This window comes from Enterococcus phoeniculicola ATCC BAA-412 (assembly GCF_000407505.1).
Classification (GTDB): Bacteria; Bacillota; Bacilli; order Lactobacillales; family Enterococcaceae; genus Enterococcus_K; species Enterococcus_K phoeniculicola.
In genome coordinates this window covers 139,223-161,304 of sequence record NZ_ASWE01000003.1, presented here as the reverse complement: position 1 = coordinate 161,304, position 22,082 = coordinate 139,223, and the positions used below count along the sequence as shown (strand labels likewise).

18 protein-coding genes are annotated in these 22,082 nt (G+C 37.4%); 6 read left to right on the top strand and 12 right to left on the bottom strand.

Annotation, left to right across the window (positions count from 1 at the left end):
- Nucleotides 1–88 precede the first annotated feature (88 nt).
- The gene (gene pplA, locus I589_RS11470) at nt 89–1,030 is read right to left on the bottom strand and encodes an extracellular electron transfer flavoprotein PplA (protein ID WP_010767930.1); all 942 of its coding nucleotides are present in this window, start codon (nt 1,028–1,030) and stop codon (nt 89–91) included.
- A 256-nt stretch (nt 1,031–1,286) separates the two neighbouring features.
- Between pplA and I589_RS11465 the strand changes: the two genes are divergently transcribed.
- The 4 genes from I589_RS11465 to I589_RS11450 all read left to right on the top strand — a co-directional run bounded on the left by I589_RS11465 (nt 1,287) and on the right by I589_RS11450 (nt 5,365).
- Nucleotides 1,287–3,245: an NAD(P)/FAD-dependent oxidoreductase gene (locus I589_RS11465; protein WP_010767929.1), complete on the top strand. Its 1,959-nt coding sequence runs from the start codon at nt 1,287–1,289 to the stop codon at nt 3,243–3,245.
- A gap of 109 nt (nt 3,246–3,354) precedes the next feature.
- On the top strand, nt 3,355–3,774 hold the full coding sequence (locus I589_RS11460; protein WP_010767928.1) for a NusG domain II-containing protein: 420 nt from the start codon (nt 3,355–3,357) through the stop codon (nt 3,772–3,774).
- A 14-nt stretch (nt 3,775–3,788) separates the two neighbouring features.
- Nucleotides 3,789–4,355, top strand: coding sequence for a Gx transporter family protein (locus I589_RS11455; RefSeq protein WP_010767927.1), 567 nt, complete (start codon nt 3,789–3,791; stop codon nt 4,353–4,355).
- A gap of 23 nt (nt 4,356–4,378) precedes the next feature.
- Nucleotides 4,379–5,365: a polyprenyl synthetase family protein gene (locus tag I589_RS11450; protein WP_010767926.1), complete on the top strand. Its 987-nt coding sequence runs from the start codon at nt 4,379–4,381 to the stop codon at nt 5,363–5,365.
- A 38-nt stretch (nt 5,366–5,403) separates the two neighbouring features.
- Here I589_RS11450 and I589_RS18715 read toward each other — a convergent pair whose 3' ends face one another.
- Nucleotides 5,404–5,535 carry a hypothetical protein gene (locus I589_RS18715; protein WP_010767925.1) on the bottom strand — a complete coding sequence of 44 codons (132 nt, stop codon included), beginning with the start codon at nt 5,533–5,535 and terminating at the stop codon, nt 5,404–5,406.
- Between the two features lie 169 nt (nt 5,536–5,704).
- Here I589_RS18715 and I589_RS11445 point away from each other — a divergent pair, with 169 nt between their 5' ends.
- Nucleotides 5,705–7,081: a citrate/2-methylcitrate synthase gene (locus I589_RS11445; protein WP_010767924.1), complete on the top strand. Its 1,377-nt coding sequence runs from the start codon at nt 5,705–5,707 to the stop codon at nt 7,079–7,081.
- A gap of 156 nt (nt 7,082–7,237) precedes the next feature.
- Here I589_RS11445 and gor read toward each other — a convergent pair whose 3' ends face one another.
- The 9 genes from gor to I589_RS11400 form a co-directional block, all read right to left on the bottom strand.
- Nucleotides 7,238–8,587, bottom strand: coding sequence for a glutathione-disulfide reductase (gene gor / locus I589_RS11440; protein WP_010767923.1), 1,350 nt, complete (start codon nt 8,585–8,587; stop codon nt 7,238–7,240).
- Between the two features lie 100 nt (nt 8,588–8,687).
- A complete protein-coding gene (locus I589_RS11435) occupies nt 8,688–9,938 on the bottom strand; it encodes a peptidase U32 family protein (RefSeq protein ID WP_010767922.1) in 1,251 nt (416 codons plus the stop codon).
- A gap of 12 nt (nt 9,939–9,950) precedes the next feature.
- Nucleotides 9,951–10,874 (bottom strand): peptidase U32 family protein, encoded by a 924-nt coding sequence (locus I589_RS11430; RefSeq protein WP_010767921.1) that lies wholly within the window; start codon nt 10,872–10,874, stop codon nt 9,951–9,953.
- Nucleotides 10,875–11,112: 238 nt separating this feature from the next.
- Nucleotides 11,113–13,602 (bottom strand): ATP-dependent Clp protease ATP-binding subunit, encoded by a 2,490-nt coding sequence (locus tag I589_RS11425; protein ID WP_010767920.1) that lies wholly within the window; start codon nt 13,600–13,602, stop codon nt 11,113–11,115.
- A gap of 5 nt (nt 13,603–13,607) precedes the next feature.
- Entirely contained in the window at nt 13,608–14,075 is a 468-nt protein-coding gene (locus I589_RS11420) for a CtsR family transcriptional regulator (protein WP_010767919.1), read from the bottom strand.
- Nucleotides 14,076–14,572: 497 nt separating this feature from the next.
- Nucleotides 14,573–15,823: an ABC transporter substrate-binding protein gene (locus tag I589_RS11415; RefSeq protein ID WP_010767918.1), complete on the bottom strand. Its 1,251-nt coding sequence runs from the start codon at nt 15,821–15,823 to the stop codon at nt 14,573–14,575.
- Nucleotides 15,824–15,838: 15 nt separating this feature from the next.
- Complete coding sequence (locus I589_RS11410) at nt 15,839–16,675, bottom strand: carbohydrate ABC transporter permease (protein WP_010767917.1); 837 nt, start codon at nt 16,673–16,675, stop codon at nt 15,839–15,841.
- A 4-nt stretch (nt 16,676–16,679) separates the two neighbouring features.
- Nucleotides 16,680–17,615 carry a carbohydrate ABC transporter permease gene (locus I589_RS11405; protein ID WP_010767916.1) on the bottom strand — a complete coding sequence of 312 codons (936 nt, stop codon included), beginning with the start codon at nt 17,613–17,615 and terminating at the stop codon, nt 16,680–16,682.
- 20 nt (nt 17,616–17,635) lie between these two features.
- Complete coding sequence (locus tag I589_RS11400) at nt 17,636–19,450, bottom strand: beta-L-arabinofuranosidase domain-containing protein (protein WP_010767915.1); 1,815 nt, start codon at nt 19,448–19,450, stop codon at nt 17,636–17,638.
- A gap of 122 nt (nt 19,451–19,572) precedes the next feature.
- On the opposite strand from I589_RS11400, the gene I589_RS17900 reads away from it, so the two are divergent.
- Complete coding sequence (locus I589_RS17900) at nt 19,573–20,397, top strand: helix-turn-helix domain-containing protein (protein ID WP_010767914.1); 825 nt, start codon at nt 19,573–19,575, stop codon at nt 20,395–20,397.
- Nucleotides 20,398–20,776: 379 nt separating this feature from the next.
- Here I589_RS17900 and tuf read toward each other — a convergent pair whose 3' ends face one another.
- Nucleotides 20,777–21,964, bottom strand: coding sequence for an elongation factor Tu (gene tuf / locus I589_RS11390; protein ID WP_010767913.1), 1,188 nt, complete (start codon nt 21,962–21,964; stop codon nt 20,777–20,779).
- Between the last annotated feature and the right edge of the window lie 118 nt (nt 21,965–22,082).

The following is a 22,082-nucleotide window of genomic DNA, read 5'->3' as shown; positions in this document are numbered from 1 at the left end:
TTTCTTAAACGAACACTTTTTTTCTCAAAAAAACTGTGACAAAACTTAGAAAGTCCTGCCACAGTTTATATGCTCAATAGTTGAACAATTATTCAGTTACAATGTTATCTACTTCAATTGTAGCAGTGTCGCCTTTTTCAGCAGCATTGATTAATTGTGAAGCATAGATGATGAATGAATGTGAGCTATGAGTTGCACCAGTTACAACTTCAATGTTCGCAGGAGAAGCATCTTCTCCGTCCATTGCTTTAACAAAGCTTTCGTTTAATTCAGGAATGAATTTTTCTGGGCTGCTTCCAGCTTTATCTTGCATCATTTTGTTATAATCTGCATCTTTTGTTTTTGATTCGCCATCTTTGTTGATGTTGTCGTATTCAGATTTTGTTACTTTTCCGCCTTCAACAGTCATCACGAATTTTGTACGGTAGTCATTTGAGTAGTTCTTTTCTTCTAATGTGTACGTACCATCTTTCAATTTAGCACCATTGTCAATTTCAATTGTTTCAGTATTTCCAGCTTGTGCTGCTTGAATTAATTGTTGTGCGTAGTTTTGGAATGATTCAAATGAATGAGTTGCACCAGTAACTACTTCAATGTTTTGTGGGCTTTGTGCTTTTTCTAACTCTTCGTTGAATTTAGGAATAAATTCTTCTGGGCTAGTTCCTGCTTTTGATTTCATCATGTCATTGTAATCAGTATCTTCTGTTTTTGACTTGCCATCTTTGTTTACAGCATCGTATTCAGATTTTGTAATCTTACCATCTTTCACTGTGATGCTGAATTTTGTGCGGTAGTCATTTGAATAGTTCTTTTCTTCTAATGTATACGTGCCATCTTTTAATTCGCCGCCTGCGACAACTTTTGCTTCTGAAGAGGCTTCTGTTGAAGAGCTGTCTGAACTTACTGCTGATGAAGCCGCAGTTGATTCACTTGAAGAGTCTTTTCCTTTGTCATCTGCACTACATGCACCCAAAACTAATACAGATAACGCTAACATAGCGAAGCCTGTCACAAATTTTCTTGATTTCATTTTTTTCTTCCACCTTTTCCTTTTGTTTTCACAAAAATCGTTTGTGATACAATATACATTTTAATGATTTCAAACAAGATGTCAATCATTTCTGAAAAAAATTTCACAAATTCAATCGTTTTCTAAGTAATCACTAATAATTGTCCCTTTTTTTGAAAAAATACCGATAAGCATTAGACAAATCCTTCATATCTCTATATAATATAATAGATTGTGTAGTAATTATCTATTTTTTATATTAAGGAGCGGATTATCAATGGCAAAGCAAAATATTGTCGTTGTAGGTGCAGGGTATGCCGGAGTTTCAGCAACGAAATTCTTGGCAAAAAAACTGAAAAAAAATAGTGATGTTCAAATTACCTTAATTGATCGTCACTCTTATCACACTATGATGACTGAATTACACGAAATTGCAGGTGGACGTGTTGAACCACATGCAGTTCAGTATGATTTACAGCACTTATTCTCACGTCAAAAAAACGTGAACCTTGTTACGGACACTGTGATTGGTATCGACAAAGAAAACAAAGTGGTTAACACAAAAAATGGTCAGTATCCATTCGATCATGTCATCTTAGGTATGGGTGGCGAACCTAACGACTTTGGTACACCTGGCGTAAAAGAAAATGGCTTCACTCTTTGGTCATTTGAAGATGCGTTGAAAATTCGCGAGCATATTGAAGCAACTGTGGCAAAAGCTGCAATTGAACCAGATCCTGAAGTTCGTAAAGCAATGTTAACATTCGTTGTTTGTGGTTCTGGATTTACAGGGATTGAAATGATTGGTGAACTAATTGATTGGAAAGATCGTTTAGCAAAAGACAATAAGTTAGACCCTAGCGAATTCACTCTAATGGTAGTTGAAGCAGTTCCTACTATTCTAAATATGTTGACTCGTAACGATGCGGCAAAAGCTGAACGTTACTTGGCACAAAAGAACGTTACTTTATTAGTAAATTCTCCTATCGTTGAAGTCGCACCTGATCATATCAAACTAAAAGATGGTTCAGATGTTCCAACACATACACTTATTTGGACTGCTGGTGTAAAAGCAACTTCAGATGCTGCTGACTTCGGATTAGAATCAGCACGTGGCCAACGCTTAGTTGCAAACGAATATATGCAGGCAAAAGGCTATGAAGATAAAAATATTTATGTTATCGGAGACTTAGTTTATTACGAAGAATTCCCTAACACACCAACACCACAAATCGTTCAAGCAGCTGAGCAAACAGGTCACACAGCAGCAGCGAACATCGTTTCTTCTATTAAAGGCGGAGAAAAACACAAATTTAAAGGAAACTACCAAGGCTTCATGGTTTCTATCGGTTCTAAATGGGGTGTTGCAAGCTTATTTGATAAGATTCATTTAAGTGGCTTCCTAGCAATCATTATGAAACATATCGTTAACTTAAAATATTTCTTTGATATTCGTTCTGGTTACTATATGTTCCAATATCTAATGCATGAGTTCTTCCATATTAAAGATGATCGTAACGTAGCACGTGGTCATTCTTCTCGTTACGGAAACGTATTGTGGAGTGTTCCATTACGTGTATTCTATGGTCTAGTATGGTTAGTTGAATCCGGTAAAAAGATTATCGGAGACGGTGAAGTATTCAAACCAAGTACTTGGTTTGGCGATGGTTCATGGTTTAAAGGCGACAGCGTATTCCCTTGGACTTGGGAATACAATGTAACAGATGCTGCCTCTGGTGCATCTGAAGCAGCAGGTGCTGCTGACGCTGCTACGGCTGCTTCTGGCGCTGCGGATGCTGCTGCCTCTGGTGCAGGTGATGCAGTTGCTCAAACAGCACACTTTGGTTTAAGCTATGCATACGGTGAAGAGCCAATGGTCGTGATTGAAAAATCACCAAACTGGTTTACAAAAGTAATGCAATTCATTATGCCAAATAATGATGTTGCAATGTTCTTCCAAAAATTCATGGTATTCTTTGAAATTGCTCTAGCTTTAGCATTAATTGCGGGCTTGTTCACTTGGTTATCTAGTGCAACAACAATTGTCTTGGTAATCACTTTCTGTATGTCTGGTATGTTCTATTGGGTAAATATTTGGTTTATCTTTGCAGCATTTGCTCTAATGAACGGTTCTGGACGCGCGGTTGGTTTAGACCGTTGGGTAATCCCATGGTTACAACGTACACTTGGTAAATGGTGGTACGGAACAGCCAAATCCCTTTACGGACAAAAATAACCTTTCAATCAAAGAAAGTTCTAGGTGAACCCTAGGACTTTCTTTTCTTCTTGTGATAAAATTAGGACAGTCTTTCAAAAAAATCTTTCATAAGGAAGGAGTGACGCGAATGAAGTGGCAAGAATTTATCAAAAAAAGCCTCCTAAAACCTTGGGATGTGGCAATTATTACTGGACTCATTCTCGTTTCATTTGCCCCCTTAGTTATTTTTGGACTGCAGCGAACTGCCGAAGCGACTGTTACCAAAGAAGCGATTCTTCGAGTGGATGGAAAAGAAATCAAAACATTTGAATTATCTGAAGGACAAGAAACCTATACGTATACTTATGAAGATGAACATGGTGATTATAATGTTATCGAAGTAAGTGATGGAAAAATTCGGATTAAAGAAGCTGATTGCGGCGATCAAATTTGTGTCCGTCAGGGATGGGCATCAAGGAATGGTGACACACGAGTCTGTCTCCCACATAAATTAGTCATTGAAATCCAGACTTCAGATGGGAGTGATGATGGCAGCCTAATTTATTAGTGTTGTCGTAACCTATGAGCCGATTACAGAAAAATATTTATATTTCATTACTCGTTGCACAAGGTGTCGTTATCGGCTTAGTTGAAAATATGATTCCCTATCCATTCGCCTTTGCTCCAGGTGCAAAGCTTGGACTAGCGAATTTGATTACAATTATTGCTATTTTCACTATGCCAAAAAGAGATAGTTTCCTGCTTGTTTGGATGAGATTAATTTTGACCACCCTTTTAGGTGGAACCATCTCGACGTTCTTATATAGTATGAGTGGCGCACTTTTAAGTTATTTTGGCATGTTGCTCGTAAAACAGCTTGGACCAAAGCGTGTGAGCATCATTGGAATCAGTGCCACTGGAGGGTTTATGCATAATGTTGGACAATTAGTCACCGCTTCTTGGATTGCACAATCCTGGGCCGTGATGCTTTACCTGCCAATCTTATCCGTCATTGGTTTATTATCAGGGATTGCCATAGGGATTGCGGCAAATTACTTGCTAATTCATGTTCAAACACTCCGCCGATTCCAATTAGATTATGAAAAAAACAGTCGACATAAATGGAGTATACTCTATTCGAAAAAATAATTGTTGTAAACAAGGAGTCCACTATGAAACTTCATCCTATATGGAAACCCTATCCATCAATTTCAAAAGAATTAACCAACACATTAAATTTGATGGAAAAATCAATTAACTTAAAAAATAAATCTGTTGAACAAGCGGTCCTCGAAATGATTCATTCAGGTGGAAAGCTGTTGCGTCCTGCCTACCAACTGCTTTTCTCCCAGTTTGGGCCAGAACAAGACAGAAAAAAAGCAATGGCTTTGGCTGCTTCTATTGAGATGTTACACACTGCAACTCTAATTCACGACGATATTGTTGATGATGCAGATTTACGCCGAGGTCTTCCTACTGTTCGCTCTTCATTTGGCAATGACGTAGCTGTTTATGCTGGTGATTATTTACTGGTTTGCTGTTTCAAACTATTAGCTGACTACTCCGGCTCACTAAAAAGCCTTCAGCTCAATTCTCGAAGCATGGAGAAAATTCTAAGCGGTGAGCTTGGGCAAATGGATAGCCGCTATAAATTGGATGGCACAGTTGAGCAATATCTTGAAAACATTTCAGGTAAAACTGCTGAACTATTTGGATTAAGCTGTTTCATCGGAGCGTATGAAAGTGGGATGAATCAGCGATTCGCAAAAAAATGTGGCGACATCGGTCTAAATATAGGTATTGCATTCCAAATTATTGATGACATTCTTGATTATACACAAGATAGTCAGGAAATTGGTAAGCCTGTATTAGAGGATGTTCGTCAAGGAATCTATTCCCTTCCGTTATTGTATGCACTACAGGAAAATACAGCCGCTCTTTTACCCTATCTTGAAAAAAGAGAGAACATGACCGACGAGGACACGCAAAAAGTCTTCACCTTGGTTCATGAACTACATGGCGTAGAAAAAGCGCAGGCTTTGGCTTCAGACTATACATCTAAGGCACTAACTGCGATTGACAAGCTTCCAGAAAATGAGCAGCAAACAAAGAACATCTTATCCACAATCACAAAAAAAATCCTGAATCGTACAAATTAACCGTCGATTTAAATACTCATCGAGCAACTGAGCCTTCTTTAGCGATTTTCACCGGTTGGAATATCCTCTAACTTGTGAATGTCGCGACAAACAGAAAGAGGCTCCGTTGCTTTTTTCATCAGATAAAAATAAGAATTTACGCCTTTATCTTCAATAAGTTCTTTCTCCATTCATCCACCCCTTTAATTCCTACCCATTTTGCGCTCTCTTTCTTATAAAGTTCAACAGACTCTATGTTTTTATTCAAAACAGAACAAAACGACTAGACAAAAGGAGACTCAATCTATAAAATGAGATTATTATGTGTTTTACATTAAAATTTAATGGAGGAATTTTAATATGACTGATATTTTCCATACAACACCTGAAATTATTCATTTAGCAGAACAATGCGCAAAAGAAGACAAGATAGATGCTCAATTTTATACACAGTATGAAGTCAAACAAGGACTGCGTGATGTAAGTGGGACAGGTGTCATGGCCGGTTTAACAACCATTTCAATGATTCAATCCCAACACTACGAAAATGGTGTACTTGTTCCATGCGAAGGTGTCTTACATTATCGAGGAATTAATATCAAGCAGCTGGTTCAAGGTTTTCTGCAGGATCATCGTCTGGGCTATGAAGAAGTCAGCTATTTACTCCTTTTCGGTGAGCTGCCCTCTTCTTCTGAATTATCTGCATTTAAAAAAATTCTCGCTGAAAAACAAACCTTGCCAACAAACTTTGTTCGAGACATCATCATGAAGGCTCCCTCAAAAGATATTATGAACACCCTTGCCCGATGTGTGTTAACCCTTGCTTCTTATGATACACATGCAGATGATATTTCTTTACCAAACGTTTTGAATCAATCCTTAATGCTAATTAGCGTATTTCCGATGTTAGCTGTTTATGCGTATCATGCTTATAATCATTATGGAAATGATGACAGTCTGTATATTCATCACCCGCAACCAAATCTTTCTACGGCTGAAAATATTTTACACATGCTTCGTTCTACTAAAACCTATAGTGAAATGGAAGCAAAGGTATTAGATATGGCTCTTGTTTTACACATGGAGCATGGAGGTGGAAATAACTCTACCTTCACAACACATGTCGTTACTTCTTCAGGAACAGACACCTATTCTGCCATTGCTGCGGCTTTGGGCTCTCTTAAAGGACCAAAACACGGTGGTGCGAATGGAAAAGTTACCGAGATGATAAAGCATTTAAAAGAATCAATTACAGATTTAACTGATGAAAGGCAAATCAGAGAATATCTCATCAAGCTATTAAGAAAAGAAACATTTGATAAAAAAGGGCTGATTTATGGAATGGGCCATGCCGTTTACTCCATTTCCGATCCACGAGCTGATATTTTCAAAGCATTTGTTGAGGACTTAGCAAAAGACAAAGGACGGGAACAAGAATTTCAGCTTTACTCACTTGTTGAAAAAATTGCACCTGAGGTCATCGCAGAGGAAAGAAAAATCTATAAAGGCGTGAGTGCAAATGTCGACTTTTACAGTGGATTTGTTTACAGCATGCTTGATTTACCAGAAGAGCTCTATACGCCGATGTTTGCTATAGCCAGAATTGTTGGGTGGAGCGCTCACCGCATGGAAGAACTAATTAATGGCAACAAAATTATTCGTCCTGCTTATGAAAGCGTGAGTGCGGAAAAAGAATATGTTCGTTTAGAAAAACGTGGAAAAGATAGAACTATCTAAGTTATACCCAGCCTCGTGAAATCTTAATAACTGGTAGACTGTAAGCAGCTTGAGGCTTATCTTTGTCAAATGAAAGATGGTCTGCCTCTCACCGTCAAAAAGAGAATCAAAAAAACACCCCAAAAGGTTTATTTTCTACCTTTTGGAGCGTTTATTCTAGCGCATCGTGACAAATTCTTCGGCACCGGTTGGATGAATCGCTACCGTATTATCAAAATCCTGTTTTGTTGCGCCCATCTTAATGGCTACAGCAAATCCTTGGAGCATTTCATCCACACCAATTCCAATACCATGTAAGCCAATAATTTTTTCTTCTTCTCCTAAACAGATCAATTTCATTTCACATTTTTGACGATAATCATTTAACGCAAAATACATTGGTGTGAATCGTGAGCGATACACTTTAATTTTCTCTTGTCCATGTTCGTTAATGGCTTCTTCTTCCGTAAGACCAATCGTTGCAATTGGCGGGTGAGTAAAGACTACCGTTGGAATGAGGTTGTAATCTAAGTGTTCTTCTGTTTTCCCATTAAAGAGACGTTCAGACAAGCGACGTCCTGCTGCAATTGCGACAGGTGTTAAATCGATTTTTCCAATTACATCACCGATGGCATAGATTCCTTCAGCACTTGTATTTTGGAACTTATCTACTTGGATGAAGCCTTTTTCATCTACTTTTACCTCTGTATTTTCCAAACCAAGTTTACTTGTATTCGGAATACGTCCGCCCGCAAAAAAGACATAATCTGCAGTAATCTTTTCACCTGTTTCAAAATAGACAGTTGTCTGCCCATCTTCTTCTTTTACCAGTTCTTTCGCCACAGAATTAGCATATAAGTGCATCCCTGATTCTTGATACATTTCCACAAGGTTGTCGGTTAACATCTTATCAAAGGTTCTTAACGGACGCTCTTTTCGATAAGCCCAATGAACTTCTGTCCCCATGCCGTGCATCACGCCGCTTAGTTCAGCAGCAATATAGCCTGCACCTAGCATTACTACTTTTTTAGGTTGTTCTTTTAGTTGGAAAAATCCATTGGAATCTAAAGCAAGCTCTCCACCAGGAATACTCATTTTAGACGGTTTTCCACCTGTCGCAAGCAATATTTTCGGTGCTGTGTATAACTCACCATTCACTTCAACCGTGTGTGTATCCTTGAATGCTGCGTAGCCTTTGACCACTTCTACGTTGTTACTATCTAAACCACGTTGATACGCACCATGTAAAAATGCAATATACGCTTCACGTTTTTCCACAAGCTCTGTAAAGTTAAAGTTTTCCACAGATGACTGAATACCATAGCTCGCCGCATCTCTATGAATCATTTCCAGCATGCTGCTTGCTTGCCACATCACTTTTTTAGGTACACAGCCTACATTTACACAGGTTCCACCTAATTCATTTCCTTCAATTAATAAAACCTTCGCGCCATGCATACCCGCACGATTTGCAGAAGCAATCCCTCCGCTGCCGCCACCAATAACTAGGTAATCATATTCCTTCATTCATGTTCCTCCTTTAAGTCAGACAGTGAAACAAGCATCCTTTTCTGGGTTGTTTTTGTCCTTCAAGCCGGAATCATTCGTTTAAAAGTTTTTCAACTCTTTATTCCTCTTTTTTCTTACGAATCATATCCCCTGGCTTAACTGGTTGTTCTACTGGCATGGTCAAAATCATCATTGGGTTTGGAGCCCGATCAATTGACTCACCTTCTTCATTATACATAACTTTCACTGATTGAGAGAAGTGATTGAACCCAGGTCCATAAAATTCAATTTCGTCTCCTACAGAAAAATGATTTCTTTGACGAATCGTCGCGACACCTGTCTCTTCATCATAAGCCAATACTTCTCCGACAAACTTATACACAGGAATTTTACGGCGAGGACCAAATAACTGTTCCTCTTCTGTTGGCGTTTTATAGTAAAATCCAGTAGCCAGCTCACGTTGTGCTACTTTCCACAGTTCATCAATCCATTCTTGTTTGCAAACATAGTTTTCAGGATCTTCCATATAACTATCCACAGCCGCTTTGTACACATTTGAAACTGTAGAAACATAATGAATCGACTTCATACGTCCTTCTATTTTAAAACTATCCACACCGTTTTCAATCAACTCTGGAATATGTTCAATCATGGACATATCCACAGCACTCATTGAGAACTCCTCAGGAACTTTCCCTTTCGCAACTAAACTATCACGTTCCCCTGCAAATGGCATATCAAACAAATCATATTTCCAGCGACAAGATTGTGAACAGCCGCCACGATTAGCATCTCGCATTGACATATGATTGGACAACGTACAACGTCCTGAATAAGAGATACACATCGCGCCATGAATAAAAGCTTCAATCTCAACATCCGTATGTTTGCGAATCTCTGCAACTTCTTCCATTGATACTTCTCTGGCTAACACAACTCGCTCTAGCCCTTCTTCCTTCCAAAACTCCAAGGTTTCAAAGTTCGTAGCAGACGCTTGTGTGGATAAGTGGATAGGTAACCCCGGAGCCTCTGTCGCACAAATTTCAATTAAGGTTGGATCAGAAACAATTACCGCAGAAATGCCGACATCTCTAAGCTCTCTGAAAAACTCACCTGCACCTTCTTGATTACCTTCATGGGTCACCATATTTGCAGCAACATAGACTTTTGCATCGTGTTCTTTTGCAAACGCCACGCCCTCTGCCATTTCTTCATAACTAAAATTTCCTGCACGACTTCTTAGTCCATAGGCATTTCCGCCAATATAAACGGCATCTGCGCCATAATGAATGGCTGTTTTTAATTTTTCTAGTGTACCTGCCGGAGCCAAGACTTCCGGACGCTTTAATTTACGTGTTGTTGTTGTCATCTTTTGTACTCCTTATTTAATTTTATCAGGATCTAAATGGAAGAATCCACTATCTAGTCCACGGTTTTTGGGATGCGATTCTTGCACCTTTTGATTATAGGATTCAGCAATTTCTTCGCTCCATTTTCCTTCTTCAATTACTTTTTTCGCTTCAATAAACAATTGAACAATTTTTACAAATTCTTCACCTGTCGTAAAAATACCATCTAATTTCCAGCGCGTATAGCCTTCTTCTTGAAGTTTCTCTAGTTCCCCCATAAGATTCACATCATTGTTCGCAAAAATATGTGTGCCATGACTATCTTCATAAATTGAATAATGTGTTTCTTCTTTTTTAGGCTCTGATAAGAAAAGACCACGCTCTTTTCCAGTCGATTCTTCTAGCGCTGTATAATTATAATAATTTTGCAGCAATGGACGTTTAGACTGGTGAATACAAGTTGCCCCATAGACCAATACTTCTGCTGGTACTTGAAGATTTTCAGACATTTCCTTCATTTCTTCAAATGGAACCTCTCTTGCAAGTACTGCACCAATTGCCCCTTTTTTTGCCCAAAAATTAATTTGACGAGAACTGGTGACCATCGTTTCCGCATCATAGATATAGGGGATTTGCAGAGCCTCATTCTTCATCATAGTATAGATAATTCCCGGATCTCCAACCGTAATTTCATCCACCTGTATCTCTTTTAGAAATGCCAGATATTCAGGAATTTCCTTCATTTTCTCAGGATGCATAATTCCATTCACTGCAATATTTACTTTTTTGCCTAATTGATGTGCATCGTTTACAAGTGCTCTTTGTTCCTCTCGTGAAAACGAGTAAGGCAACCGTAACCCAAACTTCTCTTCACCAATATATAACGTATCAATTCCTGCAGTTAAAACCTCGTGGGCTTGTGCCACTGATTCTGCCGTTACCACTAATTCAATCATAAACTGCCTCCTTTTATAGCTTTCTTATCCTATCATAGATCGGTTTAAGTAGTAAAAAAAGGGCTGCAACTCTTCTGGAAAAGCCTATTCATTTAGAGTCCTCCGTCTGTCGGCGAAAGGAACCACGTCTAATCTTGGCTTTTCTCAACAAAAAAACAGCAATGAATGGAATGTCCCCCAAAAAGCTCACTTACAGCGAACCTCGTGGGGCAGCCCATGCACCGCTGCCCTTACTTGTTTAAACGAATTGTACTTCTTCTTTTACTTCTTTTTTACTTTTTACCGATACAGTAATTTTACCCTTTGTTGCACCAATTGTCACGTTATCTCCGAAATGAATTTGACTAGAAAGTAATGCTTCACTTAATCGATCTTCTACTTCCTTTTGCAATGCGCGACGGATAGGTCTTGCTCCATATTCAGGATCAAAGCCAACCTTACTGATAACATCAATAGCAGCGCCCGTAATCTTCACTTGAATATCTTGTTCAGCTAATCGTTTCACAATAGACTGACTCATGATTTTCACGATAGAGTGAATTTCTTCTTTATTTAATGAATGGAAGACCACTGTTTCATCAATCCGGTTCAAAAACTCAGGTCGAAATGCTTTTTTCAATTCTTCTAAAATGCGTTTTTGCATTGCACCATGGTCTTTCGTCACATCTTTTACATTAAAACCAACATTTTTTTCTTCGCGAATTTCTGTTGCGCCAATATTTGAAGTCATGATTAAAATTGTATTTCTAAAATCGACTTTTCGTCCTTTCGCATCAGTCAAATGTCCATCGTCCAATACTTGTAACAAGATATTAAATACATCTGGATGTGCTTTTTCAACTTCATCCAGTAAAATAACTGAATAAGGTTTTTGGCGGATTTTCTCAGTCAATTGACCCCCTTCATCATAGCCTACATATCCAGGAGGGGAACCAATCAAACGACTAGTACTGTATTTCTCCATAAATTCAGACATATCAACACGAATCAGAGAATCTTCGCTTCCAAACATCGCTTCTGCTAATGCTTTGGCAAGCTCTGTTTTCCCCACACCTGTTGGTCCTAAAAACATAAAGGAACCAATTGGTCGCTGTGGATCTTTTAAGCCGCTTCTTGCACGGCGAATCGCTCTAGAAACTGCTTTTACTGCCTCATCTTGTCCAACAACTCGTTTATGGAGTGTTTCTTCCAACTCTAGCAGACGTTTACTTTCTTTTTTCTCCAGCTGCTGTAGAGGGACACCTGTCCACTGAGAAACTACAGATGCAACATCTTCTTCTGTTACACGATTTTCATAACCAGTTTGATTTTTTTCTTCAACATATATAAGTGCGTCGAGTTTTTTATCTAAACGCTTTTCTTTTTTCCGAATTTGTGCAGCTAATTCAAAGTCTTGTTTTCGAATGGCAGCATCTTTTTCAGCTGAGAGCTTGGCTAGATCATTTCTCAACTTCGCTAATTCCGTTGGTTCATCTGCTTTATCTAAACGGACTTTCGCTGCTGATTCATCCATTAAATCAATGGCTTTATCCGGAAGCTGACGCGAATTAATATAACGAACAGACAATTGAACCGCTGCACGTAGGGCATCTTCTGTAATTTCTACATGATGATGCTCCTCATATCGACTTTTGAGTCCCATTAAAATTTCTTCCGCTTCATCTGGCGTTGGTTCATCAACTTGAACGCGAGCAAATCGGCGTTCTAATGCAGAATCCTTTTCAATATACTTTTGATACTCATCTAAAGTCGTAGCACCAATTGTTTGAAGCTCTCCTCTAGCAAGTGCTGGTTTTAGAATATTAGATGCATCAATGGCCCCTTCTGCTCCACCGGCACCAATCAAGGTATGAAGCTCATCAATAAATAGGATGATTTCCCCATCTTGATAGATTTCTTCAATCACTTTTTTCATGCGATCCTCAAACTCACCACGATATTTCGTTCCAGCAACCAATGAACCCATATCTAGCATCATCAAACGTTTTTTTTGCATTTCTTCTGGTACTTCACGATTCACAATTCGTTGCGCCAGTCCCTCTGCAATAGCTGTTTTCCCCACTCCTGGTTCACCAACCAGCACAGGATTATTTTTTGTTCGACGACTAAGTATTTGAATTAGACGTTTCACCTCAGAACCTCTTCCAACAACGGGATCAAGTTTTCCATCTCGTGCTAGTTTGGTTAAATCACGTGCTAGTGAATCTAAGGTTGGTGTTCCTTGAACCGTTTGATTCTTTGCCTGACCATTTTTACGACGACTTCCTGAGCTTCCTTTTGTATCAGTAACCCCCATCTTGCGTTTCAATAATTGACGCATCTTCGATAAGTCCATTCCCAAATTCATCACAATTCGAGAAGCAAGAATTTCTTCGTCTCTTAATAAACCGAGTAAAATATGCTCTGTGCCAATCGCAGGAACCCCAAAACGTTTGGCTTCATCTGCTGCATAGGCAAAAATTTGTTTTGCTCTCGGTGAATAAGGAAGATAGATTCCTTGTGGGTATGATTTGATCGTTCCATATCCAATCAAATGTTCAATTTCTTCACGAACATCCTGCTCATTTAATCCCATTTGACGTAATGTTTTTCCAGCAATTCCTTCTGTTTCTAAAAGCAATGCTAATAGTAAGTGCTCTGATCCTACTGATTGATGTTTAAAATATTTCGCTTCTTCTTGAGATATAGTCAATACCATTCTCGCACGTTCTGTAAATAGTTCGTTCAAAGCGCTCACTTCCTCTCTTCATAACTTAATCGCTCTAAAAAAGCTCTAAGTATTTGAGCACGCAGCTCATCTTCTTTACTAGATATGCCTAAAACATTTTTTGAGATTGCACTAAGCATAAGATTTCCCTCATTTCGAGTAATTATCTCATCCTCATACATTTTTTGGATGATTGCTAGCGCATTCTTTTCGCTTAACTCATGATCAAATAATTGATTGATTCTTTCTAAAAAATGACGTTTGTCGGACAATTGAACTTTAACAATTCGGATATATCCTCCACCGCCACGTTTACTTTCAACGGTATACCCACGTTGAATCGTAAAACGGGTATTAATCACATAATTAATTTGTGAAGGAACGCAGTTGAATAAATCTGCCATTTCAGCACGTCGAATCTCAATCATTTCACTATTTTCAAGAATATTCTTTATATATGCTTCAATCAAATCTGACGTATTATGATTACTCATTTTCCTCATTCCCTTGACTAATATTGACCTTAATTATAGCGAACTTAGGAATAGAATGAAAGAACTATGCTTTTCCTTAAATAAAAATAAACACTTTTCATAACGTCATTTACTAAACTATCAGTCTTTAATTCTAGTTGACATTACACTTGCGATTAATAAAGTCCAAAATTGCAATTTCATTTTTCAAAAATGATTGTCTCATTTCTAATCTTATCATACGATGATAGATAGAATTCGTCCACCAACTTTAGAAAAAAATTATTATACACATAAATAAAAAAGTAGGGGCAACATCATCTATTTTAACTGAATCATCTAGTCAAAAAATTCTCCCCGTGAACTAACTACCTAGGAACATCTAAACTCTTGCTCTTCCAGAAGCTCTTTAATCGTCAGCTTTACAAAAAAATAGCCCACTCCTTTAAATAAGGAATGAAGCTATTTTTGACTACATTATTTCTTAAATTCATCGAATTTTCTTGGAGCAGAAAACTTTATTCGGTTATATGCTCTGCCTCATACATTCCAACAGCATCTTTTTGTGCTTGCTTTAACCCCTCTTCAATTGATTGCCGGTCATATAAAATATCTGAAATCTGACTATACAGCATCTGACTATACAATCCTATACTATCAACTTGTGGTGTAAAGACTGCCCGTTTAAATTCGTTGGCCATCGCAACTTGTGGTTTCTTTTGAAATTCTAGACTTTGGTAGACCGTTTTTGAAGCCGGAGCTTGTCCTGAATTGGACCAATCCATAGAATTTTGATTCATATACTCTAAAAATTTCTTTACTCCTTCTTTTTTATCGTTATCTTTCAAAGTAGATGGAATAGCAAATTGATGCGACTTGCAGGTAACAGCTTCCTTCTTATTATAAAATTGAGGAACCTCTGCCATTCCCCATTCAAATTCAACATCTTTAAATGTCGGTGCTGTCCAAGGTCCGTCAAAAATCATACCTACATTCCCTCTTAAAAAATTTCCTACTGTATCGAAATCATCTTTAGGTGTTACATTTTCCTTATAGATCAGATCATGTTCAAATTGTAAAATATCCTTCATCACTGGGGTATCAAAATTAGGATAGTTTTTTTTGTCAAAAAAACTAGAACCATTTTGTTCAACCATCGTTTCAACAAGAAACTCGTTAATAAAATCTATCGACATGACAAAACCATGTGATTCTCCGTCAGAGATTTTTTTTGCTATATCTATAAACTCTTCTTTATTGGTCGGAGGTTTATTAGGATCTAGCCCTGCTTTTTTAAAAAGCGTTTTATTGTAATACATGACTGGACCATGGATATCTAAAGGAACCGAGTAATGTACCCCCTCAAATTCACCAGCACCCCAAGCCGTACTGCTATAGGAATCCTCAACAAGTAAACTAGAGTTGCCAATTGTTGATAGCGGAGCTAAAATACCTCGTTTTGCATAAGTGGGGAGTTTGTCTGAATGCATAATCATAACATCAGGCATCCCTTTCATATTATTTGCTACAGTTAAGTCAACTTTTTTATAATAATCACTCGTAATAAACTGAGCATCTAAAACATATTTATCTTGACTCGTATTAAATCCGTATACCATTTTTTGCATAGCCTCAGAATCTGCGCCCCCCATAGAAGCCCAATAAGTAATTTTTATTTTTCCATTGTTTTTCGTTTCATCTTTCTTTCCACAGGCACTCATTCCTAATAATAGACATGTTGTAACTAGAACTATTATTATTTTTTTCATTTTATTCTCACTCCCCTACTTAATCCCGGTATGGGTGATTGCCTTAACCAGTTGTTTCTGAGCAACAATGAAGACTATAACCATGGGTATCGATGATAGTAATGAAAGAGCCATCAAGCGACCATAGCTAACTTGTAAAGAACCAGACATCATGTTGGCAACTCCGACTGTCACAGTTTTTAATTGATTCCGATTGATTGTTACTAACGGCCATAAAAAATCGTTATATAAGCCAATAAATGTAGTAACTGCTAACGTAACAACCATTGGTTTCACATTTGGCAAAACAACATACCAAAATATCTGCCATTTTGTTGCACCGTCTAAATAAGCGGATTCTTCAATAGCCTGTGGAAAGCTCAATAAAAATTGATACAGCAGGAACACGCCCGTAGTACTCGCCGTTACAGGAAGAATCATAACTGCATATGTATTAAGTAAACCAGCATTCGCAAAATTTAAAAACTGTGGTAATAACGTGATCACCCCTGGTACTAACATACTTGCTACAATCAATGATAAAATAGTTTTTTTGAGAGGAACGTTTAAACGTGCAAGAGCATAGGCGGCCATAGAATCAATAATGACTACCAATACTGTCCCAACTATAGAAACAACTAACGTGTTTTTTAACCAACCTACTACGTCTACTTCATAATTTTCAGCTGCAAATAGGTAGCGAAAATTTTCAAGTGTAAATTTATCTGGCCAAAAATTCACACCGCCCTTTAAGGCTTCTGCATCCGTTTTGAATGCTGTTAAAAGAATCCAAACTGTGGGGATTAAAAACAATAAAGAAATTAATACAGCTACTATTGTTGCTGAAATTGCTTTTCTTTTTGAATAAGTCATCTGTTTATCCGCCCTTTCTTTTCGTAAAAAAATACTGAATTAAAAGAAATATTCCAATGATTATCGCTAAGACTACCGCCATTGCAGAAGCAGAACCTAATTGATGACGAACAAATGCTTCATCTAATATAGACATCATCGTAACTTTCGTCGAAGTTCCCGGTCCACCTTTTGTTAGTAATACGGGTTGTCCATATAAGTTAAATGCAGCAATCGTTGATGTGAGAATGACATATAACATAATCGGCTGAATAGCAGGGAGTGTGATGTGTAAAAATTTATTTCCTGTAGTTGCTCCATCAATTTCGGCTGCTTCATATAATTCACTGGAAATATTGTTTAGTGCATTGATAAATAAGAGCATATTAAAGCCAATTCCCCACCATAAGGAAGTGACGATAATCATTGTCCAAGCTCCTTGTGGAGTCGCATTCCATGCAATTGGGTTTATACCAATTACTGATAGAAGTGCATTAAGTAAACCTGCACCTGGATTAAAAATCAAAGCCCACGCAGCCCCGATAACAGATAAAGAAAGGATATATGGGAAAAAGAACACTGTTCGAAAAAAACCCGTTAATGTTGATATAACCGAATTAACAAGTATTGCTAATCCTAAAGAAGTAATCGTAAATAGCGGTACAGCAATCATCGCATAAAATAAAGTGTTCCCAAGCGTGCTAAAAAAAACTTCATTTACATAACTTCCTGCTGTGAATAACTGCATGTAATTTTTTAATCCAATAAATACTGGAGAATTATCTAAAATATTCCATTGAAAAAAACTAATGATTATTCCATAGACAATTGGAACAAGTAAGAATAAGGTGAATGCGACTAAAAAAGGTAATACAAACAATAATGATCCAAACTTGTCTTTAAAATTCTTCTTTCTTTTTAACACGATTCGATAATTTTCATTTTTTACTATTGTTTCCATTTTTCTCCTCCTCTGTATATTTAAGGGCGGCGATCAACTGTGGGAAATTCAGCTATTCTTAATTTAGCACCTCCATACGGTACTAAAGTAAGTTCTTTTTGACTGTCTGTTTTTACTGTGTAAGGTGGTGTATCTGCCGAATGATCTTTGATTGACCAGTTGGTGACCTTCCAACCAATTGTTTTTATCCATATTGGTGAATTCAAACTATCAAAAACTTGCTTTTTTAATGATAGATTATTCTCTATTTTGTAGTCCTCATCTGTTGCCAAGGCATAACACCAGTCAGATTCTGGTAATACTTCCCAGTCGTAGAAAGGATCTTCGCCAGCTGTAATTTGCCAGTTTTCTTGAATTGGTAGAGCAAAAATTAATGGTCCGTAAGTTATTCCTACTGCTCGTTGACCACGCCATTCTTTTATAATTTCTGCTGCATAACTAATTTCATAAGTACAAATTCCATTTTCATGACTAATAACTAGATAGCTGCCGGATATTTCCTGTGGATATTCTTTTCCATTTTTTTGTATAACTATTTTTTTTACCCATATAGGTATTCTTATTTTAAGTACCTGATTGATTGTACTAGAAACTGTGAGTTTAGCACTTAGTTCAAAGGGGTAATTTCCCTCAACTTTAATTTCTACATCTCCATCGTTTACAATACAAGGACTAATACTTTGACAAACAAGTCCCACCTCATCTCTCATCCATAGATTGCTTACAAATTTTGGCCACCCTTGATGCATATTAGCAGTACAACATCCAAAATGAGGCTCTAATCCAAATATATTGGCGTCTTCATTATTTTCAGTCCAGTTTCTTTTTGCGTGATTACAAGAAATCTGATTTACCTGCTGATCATATTGATGCGCTAACCAATCTCTACTGATAGCTGCTGGTAAAGCATTAAATGCTGCTCGTTCCCATCGATCTCCAAACTCGGTTTCTCCAAAAATCTTTAAAAGTATCTCCATCGAAAACATATATTCAACAATTGAACACAATTCGGTTCCTTGACTAGGATGAGTACCGGCTAACCATTCATCTCCTGAGACCATTCCATGCATTTGTCCATGATAAACAGTTAATTGATAAAGCGTTTTTTCCAATATTTCTCTTTGATAATCATCACCTGTCATTTGGAACTCTAACCCAAAATATTTTAAAGCCATAGCGACATTGACCACATGACTTTCATGATTAAACTCAGTAACATAACGAGTAAACGGATAATTTTCATACAGATTCACCCAATCTGTAGATTGCTCTTTAATCAGTTCTATTAATTCAAATAGAAACTTTTTCTTAGTTTTCTTAAATAGCCATATAAGTGAAAAAATTTCTTCTCCACCTCTTGCTTTTCCCCACTCGCTCAATGGTCGTTTTTTTAAATGCCTTAATTGGTAATTGGCATAACGAAGCATGAAAGGAATGACTCTTTCATCTTGAGTCGTTTCAAAATATTGTATTAAAACTTTAAAAACAATCATTCGACTCCACCAATCATCATTGTTCTCTGGTCCAAACCAGCCATCTTCTTTTTGGCTGTCAAGAATCCATTCAATCCATTTTTGTGATTTTCTGACCAATTTTTCATCTTCCAAAAGATAGGCCAACGGAACCAAACCATCTAAATAATAAGGCCCACGTTCCCATCCTTCACCCTCGCCTCCTAACCAAGCACTATCCGGACCAAGATCTGGCCAATGTTCCTCAAGTTGGCCTGTCATGCCATTCGCTTGAATAATTAATTGATTTTTTAGCCAACCAGAAGGCCTTATTCTCCCCAACGGTAATTGTTCAAATTTATTAAAAAAATCTTTTTCTTTCACAAATTATCCTCCTAACAAAAGAATGCGCTTTCTTTTCTACTTTTATTTTATATTGTTCTATAGTAATATCAATAATAGAAAACAACTTGGATTTGTACTTTTTAAGACAAGGAGATTATTTTATGCATTATTTTGATTTATCTACGCCATCGTTTCCTTATTATGTTGAAGCGAATCAAGATGTATTTTTCAAAGGCGAGAGGCATATTGATCGAAAAAATTTTGAATTTTTTGATTTTATTTTTGTCACTAAAGGTGCCTTATTTTTAACAGAAGAAAATCAGTCCTATACTGTTTCAGCTAATCAAGGGCTAATTTTAGCTCCTCTTCTACATCATTTTAGCCATCTTCCAGTTTCAGAAGAAACCCATTTTTATTGGATTCATTTTCAAACAACAGGTACTTGGTCTATTCATCAACAGCCTAATAGAACTTTACAAAATCAACTGATAATCCCAAATTTTTTTGAGCTTCCTCATCCAGAGATGCTTCTCCAGCTTTTTGAACGACTTTGTTCCCTTTCGCCTATCATTACTGATAATCAGATTATTGAACGAGAAATTATTTTATTACAACTATTAAAAATTTTAGTTACAAACGTCGCTGAAGATTCTTCTTCTCGTATTTCAGATATTGCACATGACGCAGCAGCATTGATTAATTCAAAATTTGCTAGTTCTATATCCGTGCAGTCTATCGCTAATGAACTTAATTTTCATCCCACTTATATTTCTCGCTGTATGAAAAAAATATATGGGATTTCAACGAAACAATATATCCAAGAGTTACGTATGAATCATGCGCAATCTTTATTAAAGTCATCAAATCACTCTATAGAGGCTGTCTCATTAATGAGTGGCTTCAGCAGTTTATCATTTTTTTCAAAAAGCTTTACAAAACATATGGGATTGTCACCGAAAGAATTTAGAAATCATTATCGGTTTTAACTCACAAAAATAGAAGGGATTCAAGAAAGCAGTTCTCTACCTGCAAAAGTATATCAAGCTATTTGTAATACTTTGATGTAAAGCTATTCTAATAGGAAACTAGAAGAGAAAATAACCTAATTAAATCAAACGGATTGCTGTTAGGTTTCGAACCTTTTGCCACCTCTATCTGTTGCTTCTTGTCTAACATGATCTCCGCGAATTCATTAAAAAAAGAACATCGAAATGTTCTCAATTCTGCGACTTATTTTTAAAACAACACCATTTAACAAAGAACCGTTATTTTTCAATTGAAACAAAAAAACTAGCTCTACCACCGAAGTGATAGAGCTAGTGTAAGTCCGAATATAATGTTGCAAGTAGTTGTTAGAAAATCAAATTAAGCTTTGATTTCAGAAACAACGCCGGCACCAACTGTACGTCCGCCTTCACGGATTGAGAATTTAGTACCATTTTCGATAGCGATTGGGTGGATTAATTCCACGTCAATTGTTACGTTATCGCCAGGCATAACCATTTCAGTACCTTCTGGTAACTCAACAACACCAGTTACGTCAGTTGTACGGAAGTAGAATTGTGGGCGGTAGTTAGTGAAGAATGGAGTATGACGTCCACCTTCTTCTTTTGATAAAACATAAACTTCAGCCATGAATTTTGTATGTGGAGTGATAGTTCCTGGTTTAGATAAAACTTGTCCACGTTGGATGTCTTCACGAGCAACCCCACGTAGTAATGCACCGATGTTATCCCCAGCTTGCGCGTAGTCTAACAATTTACGGAACATTTCAACACCAGTTACAGTTGTTTTTGAAGTTTCTTCGCTGATACCAACGATTTCAATTTCATCACCAACACGTACTTCACCACGTTCAACACGGCCTGTAGCAACAGTACCACGTCCAGTGATTGAGAATACGTCTTCGACTGGCATCATGAATGGTTTTTCTGTATCACGAGCTGGAGTTGGGATATATTCGTCAACTGAAGCCATTAATTCTAAGATTTTTTCTTCATAAGAAGCTTCGCCTTCTAATGCTTTTAGAGCAGAACCAGCGATAACTGGAGTGTCATCACCTGGGAAATCGTATTCGCTTAATAGGTCACGAACTTCCATTTCTACTAATTCTAATAATTCTTCATCATCAACCATATCAACTTTGTTTAAGAAAACAACGATGTATGGAACACCAACTTGGCGAGATAATAGAATGTGTTCACGAGTTTGAGGCATAGGACCATCAGCAGCAGATACTACTAAGATAGCTCCATCCATTTGTGCAGCACCAGTGATCATGTTTTTAACGTAATCCGCGTGTCCTGGGCAATCCACGTGAGCATAGTGACGAGTGTCAGTTTCATACTCAATGTGAGAAGTGTTGATAGTGATTCCGCGTTCTTTTTCTTCAGGTGCGTTATCGATATCAGCATAGTTTTGTGCTTCACCGCCACCATGTTTCGCTAATACAGTAGCGATAGCAGCAGTTAATGTAGTTTTACCATGGTCAACGTGTCCGATAGTACCAATGTTAACATGGGGTTTAGAACGGTCAAATTTTTCTTTAGCCATTTTAAATGTTCCTCCTAAAAATCGTAAGATTATTTTTTATTATTTGATAGGCGATTAATCAATCGCATTATCATCTTTTATCATTTTACCCGAAATCCTTAAAAAAGCATAGTCTAAA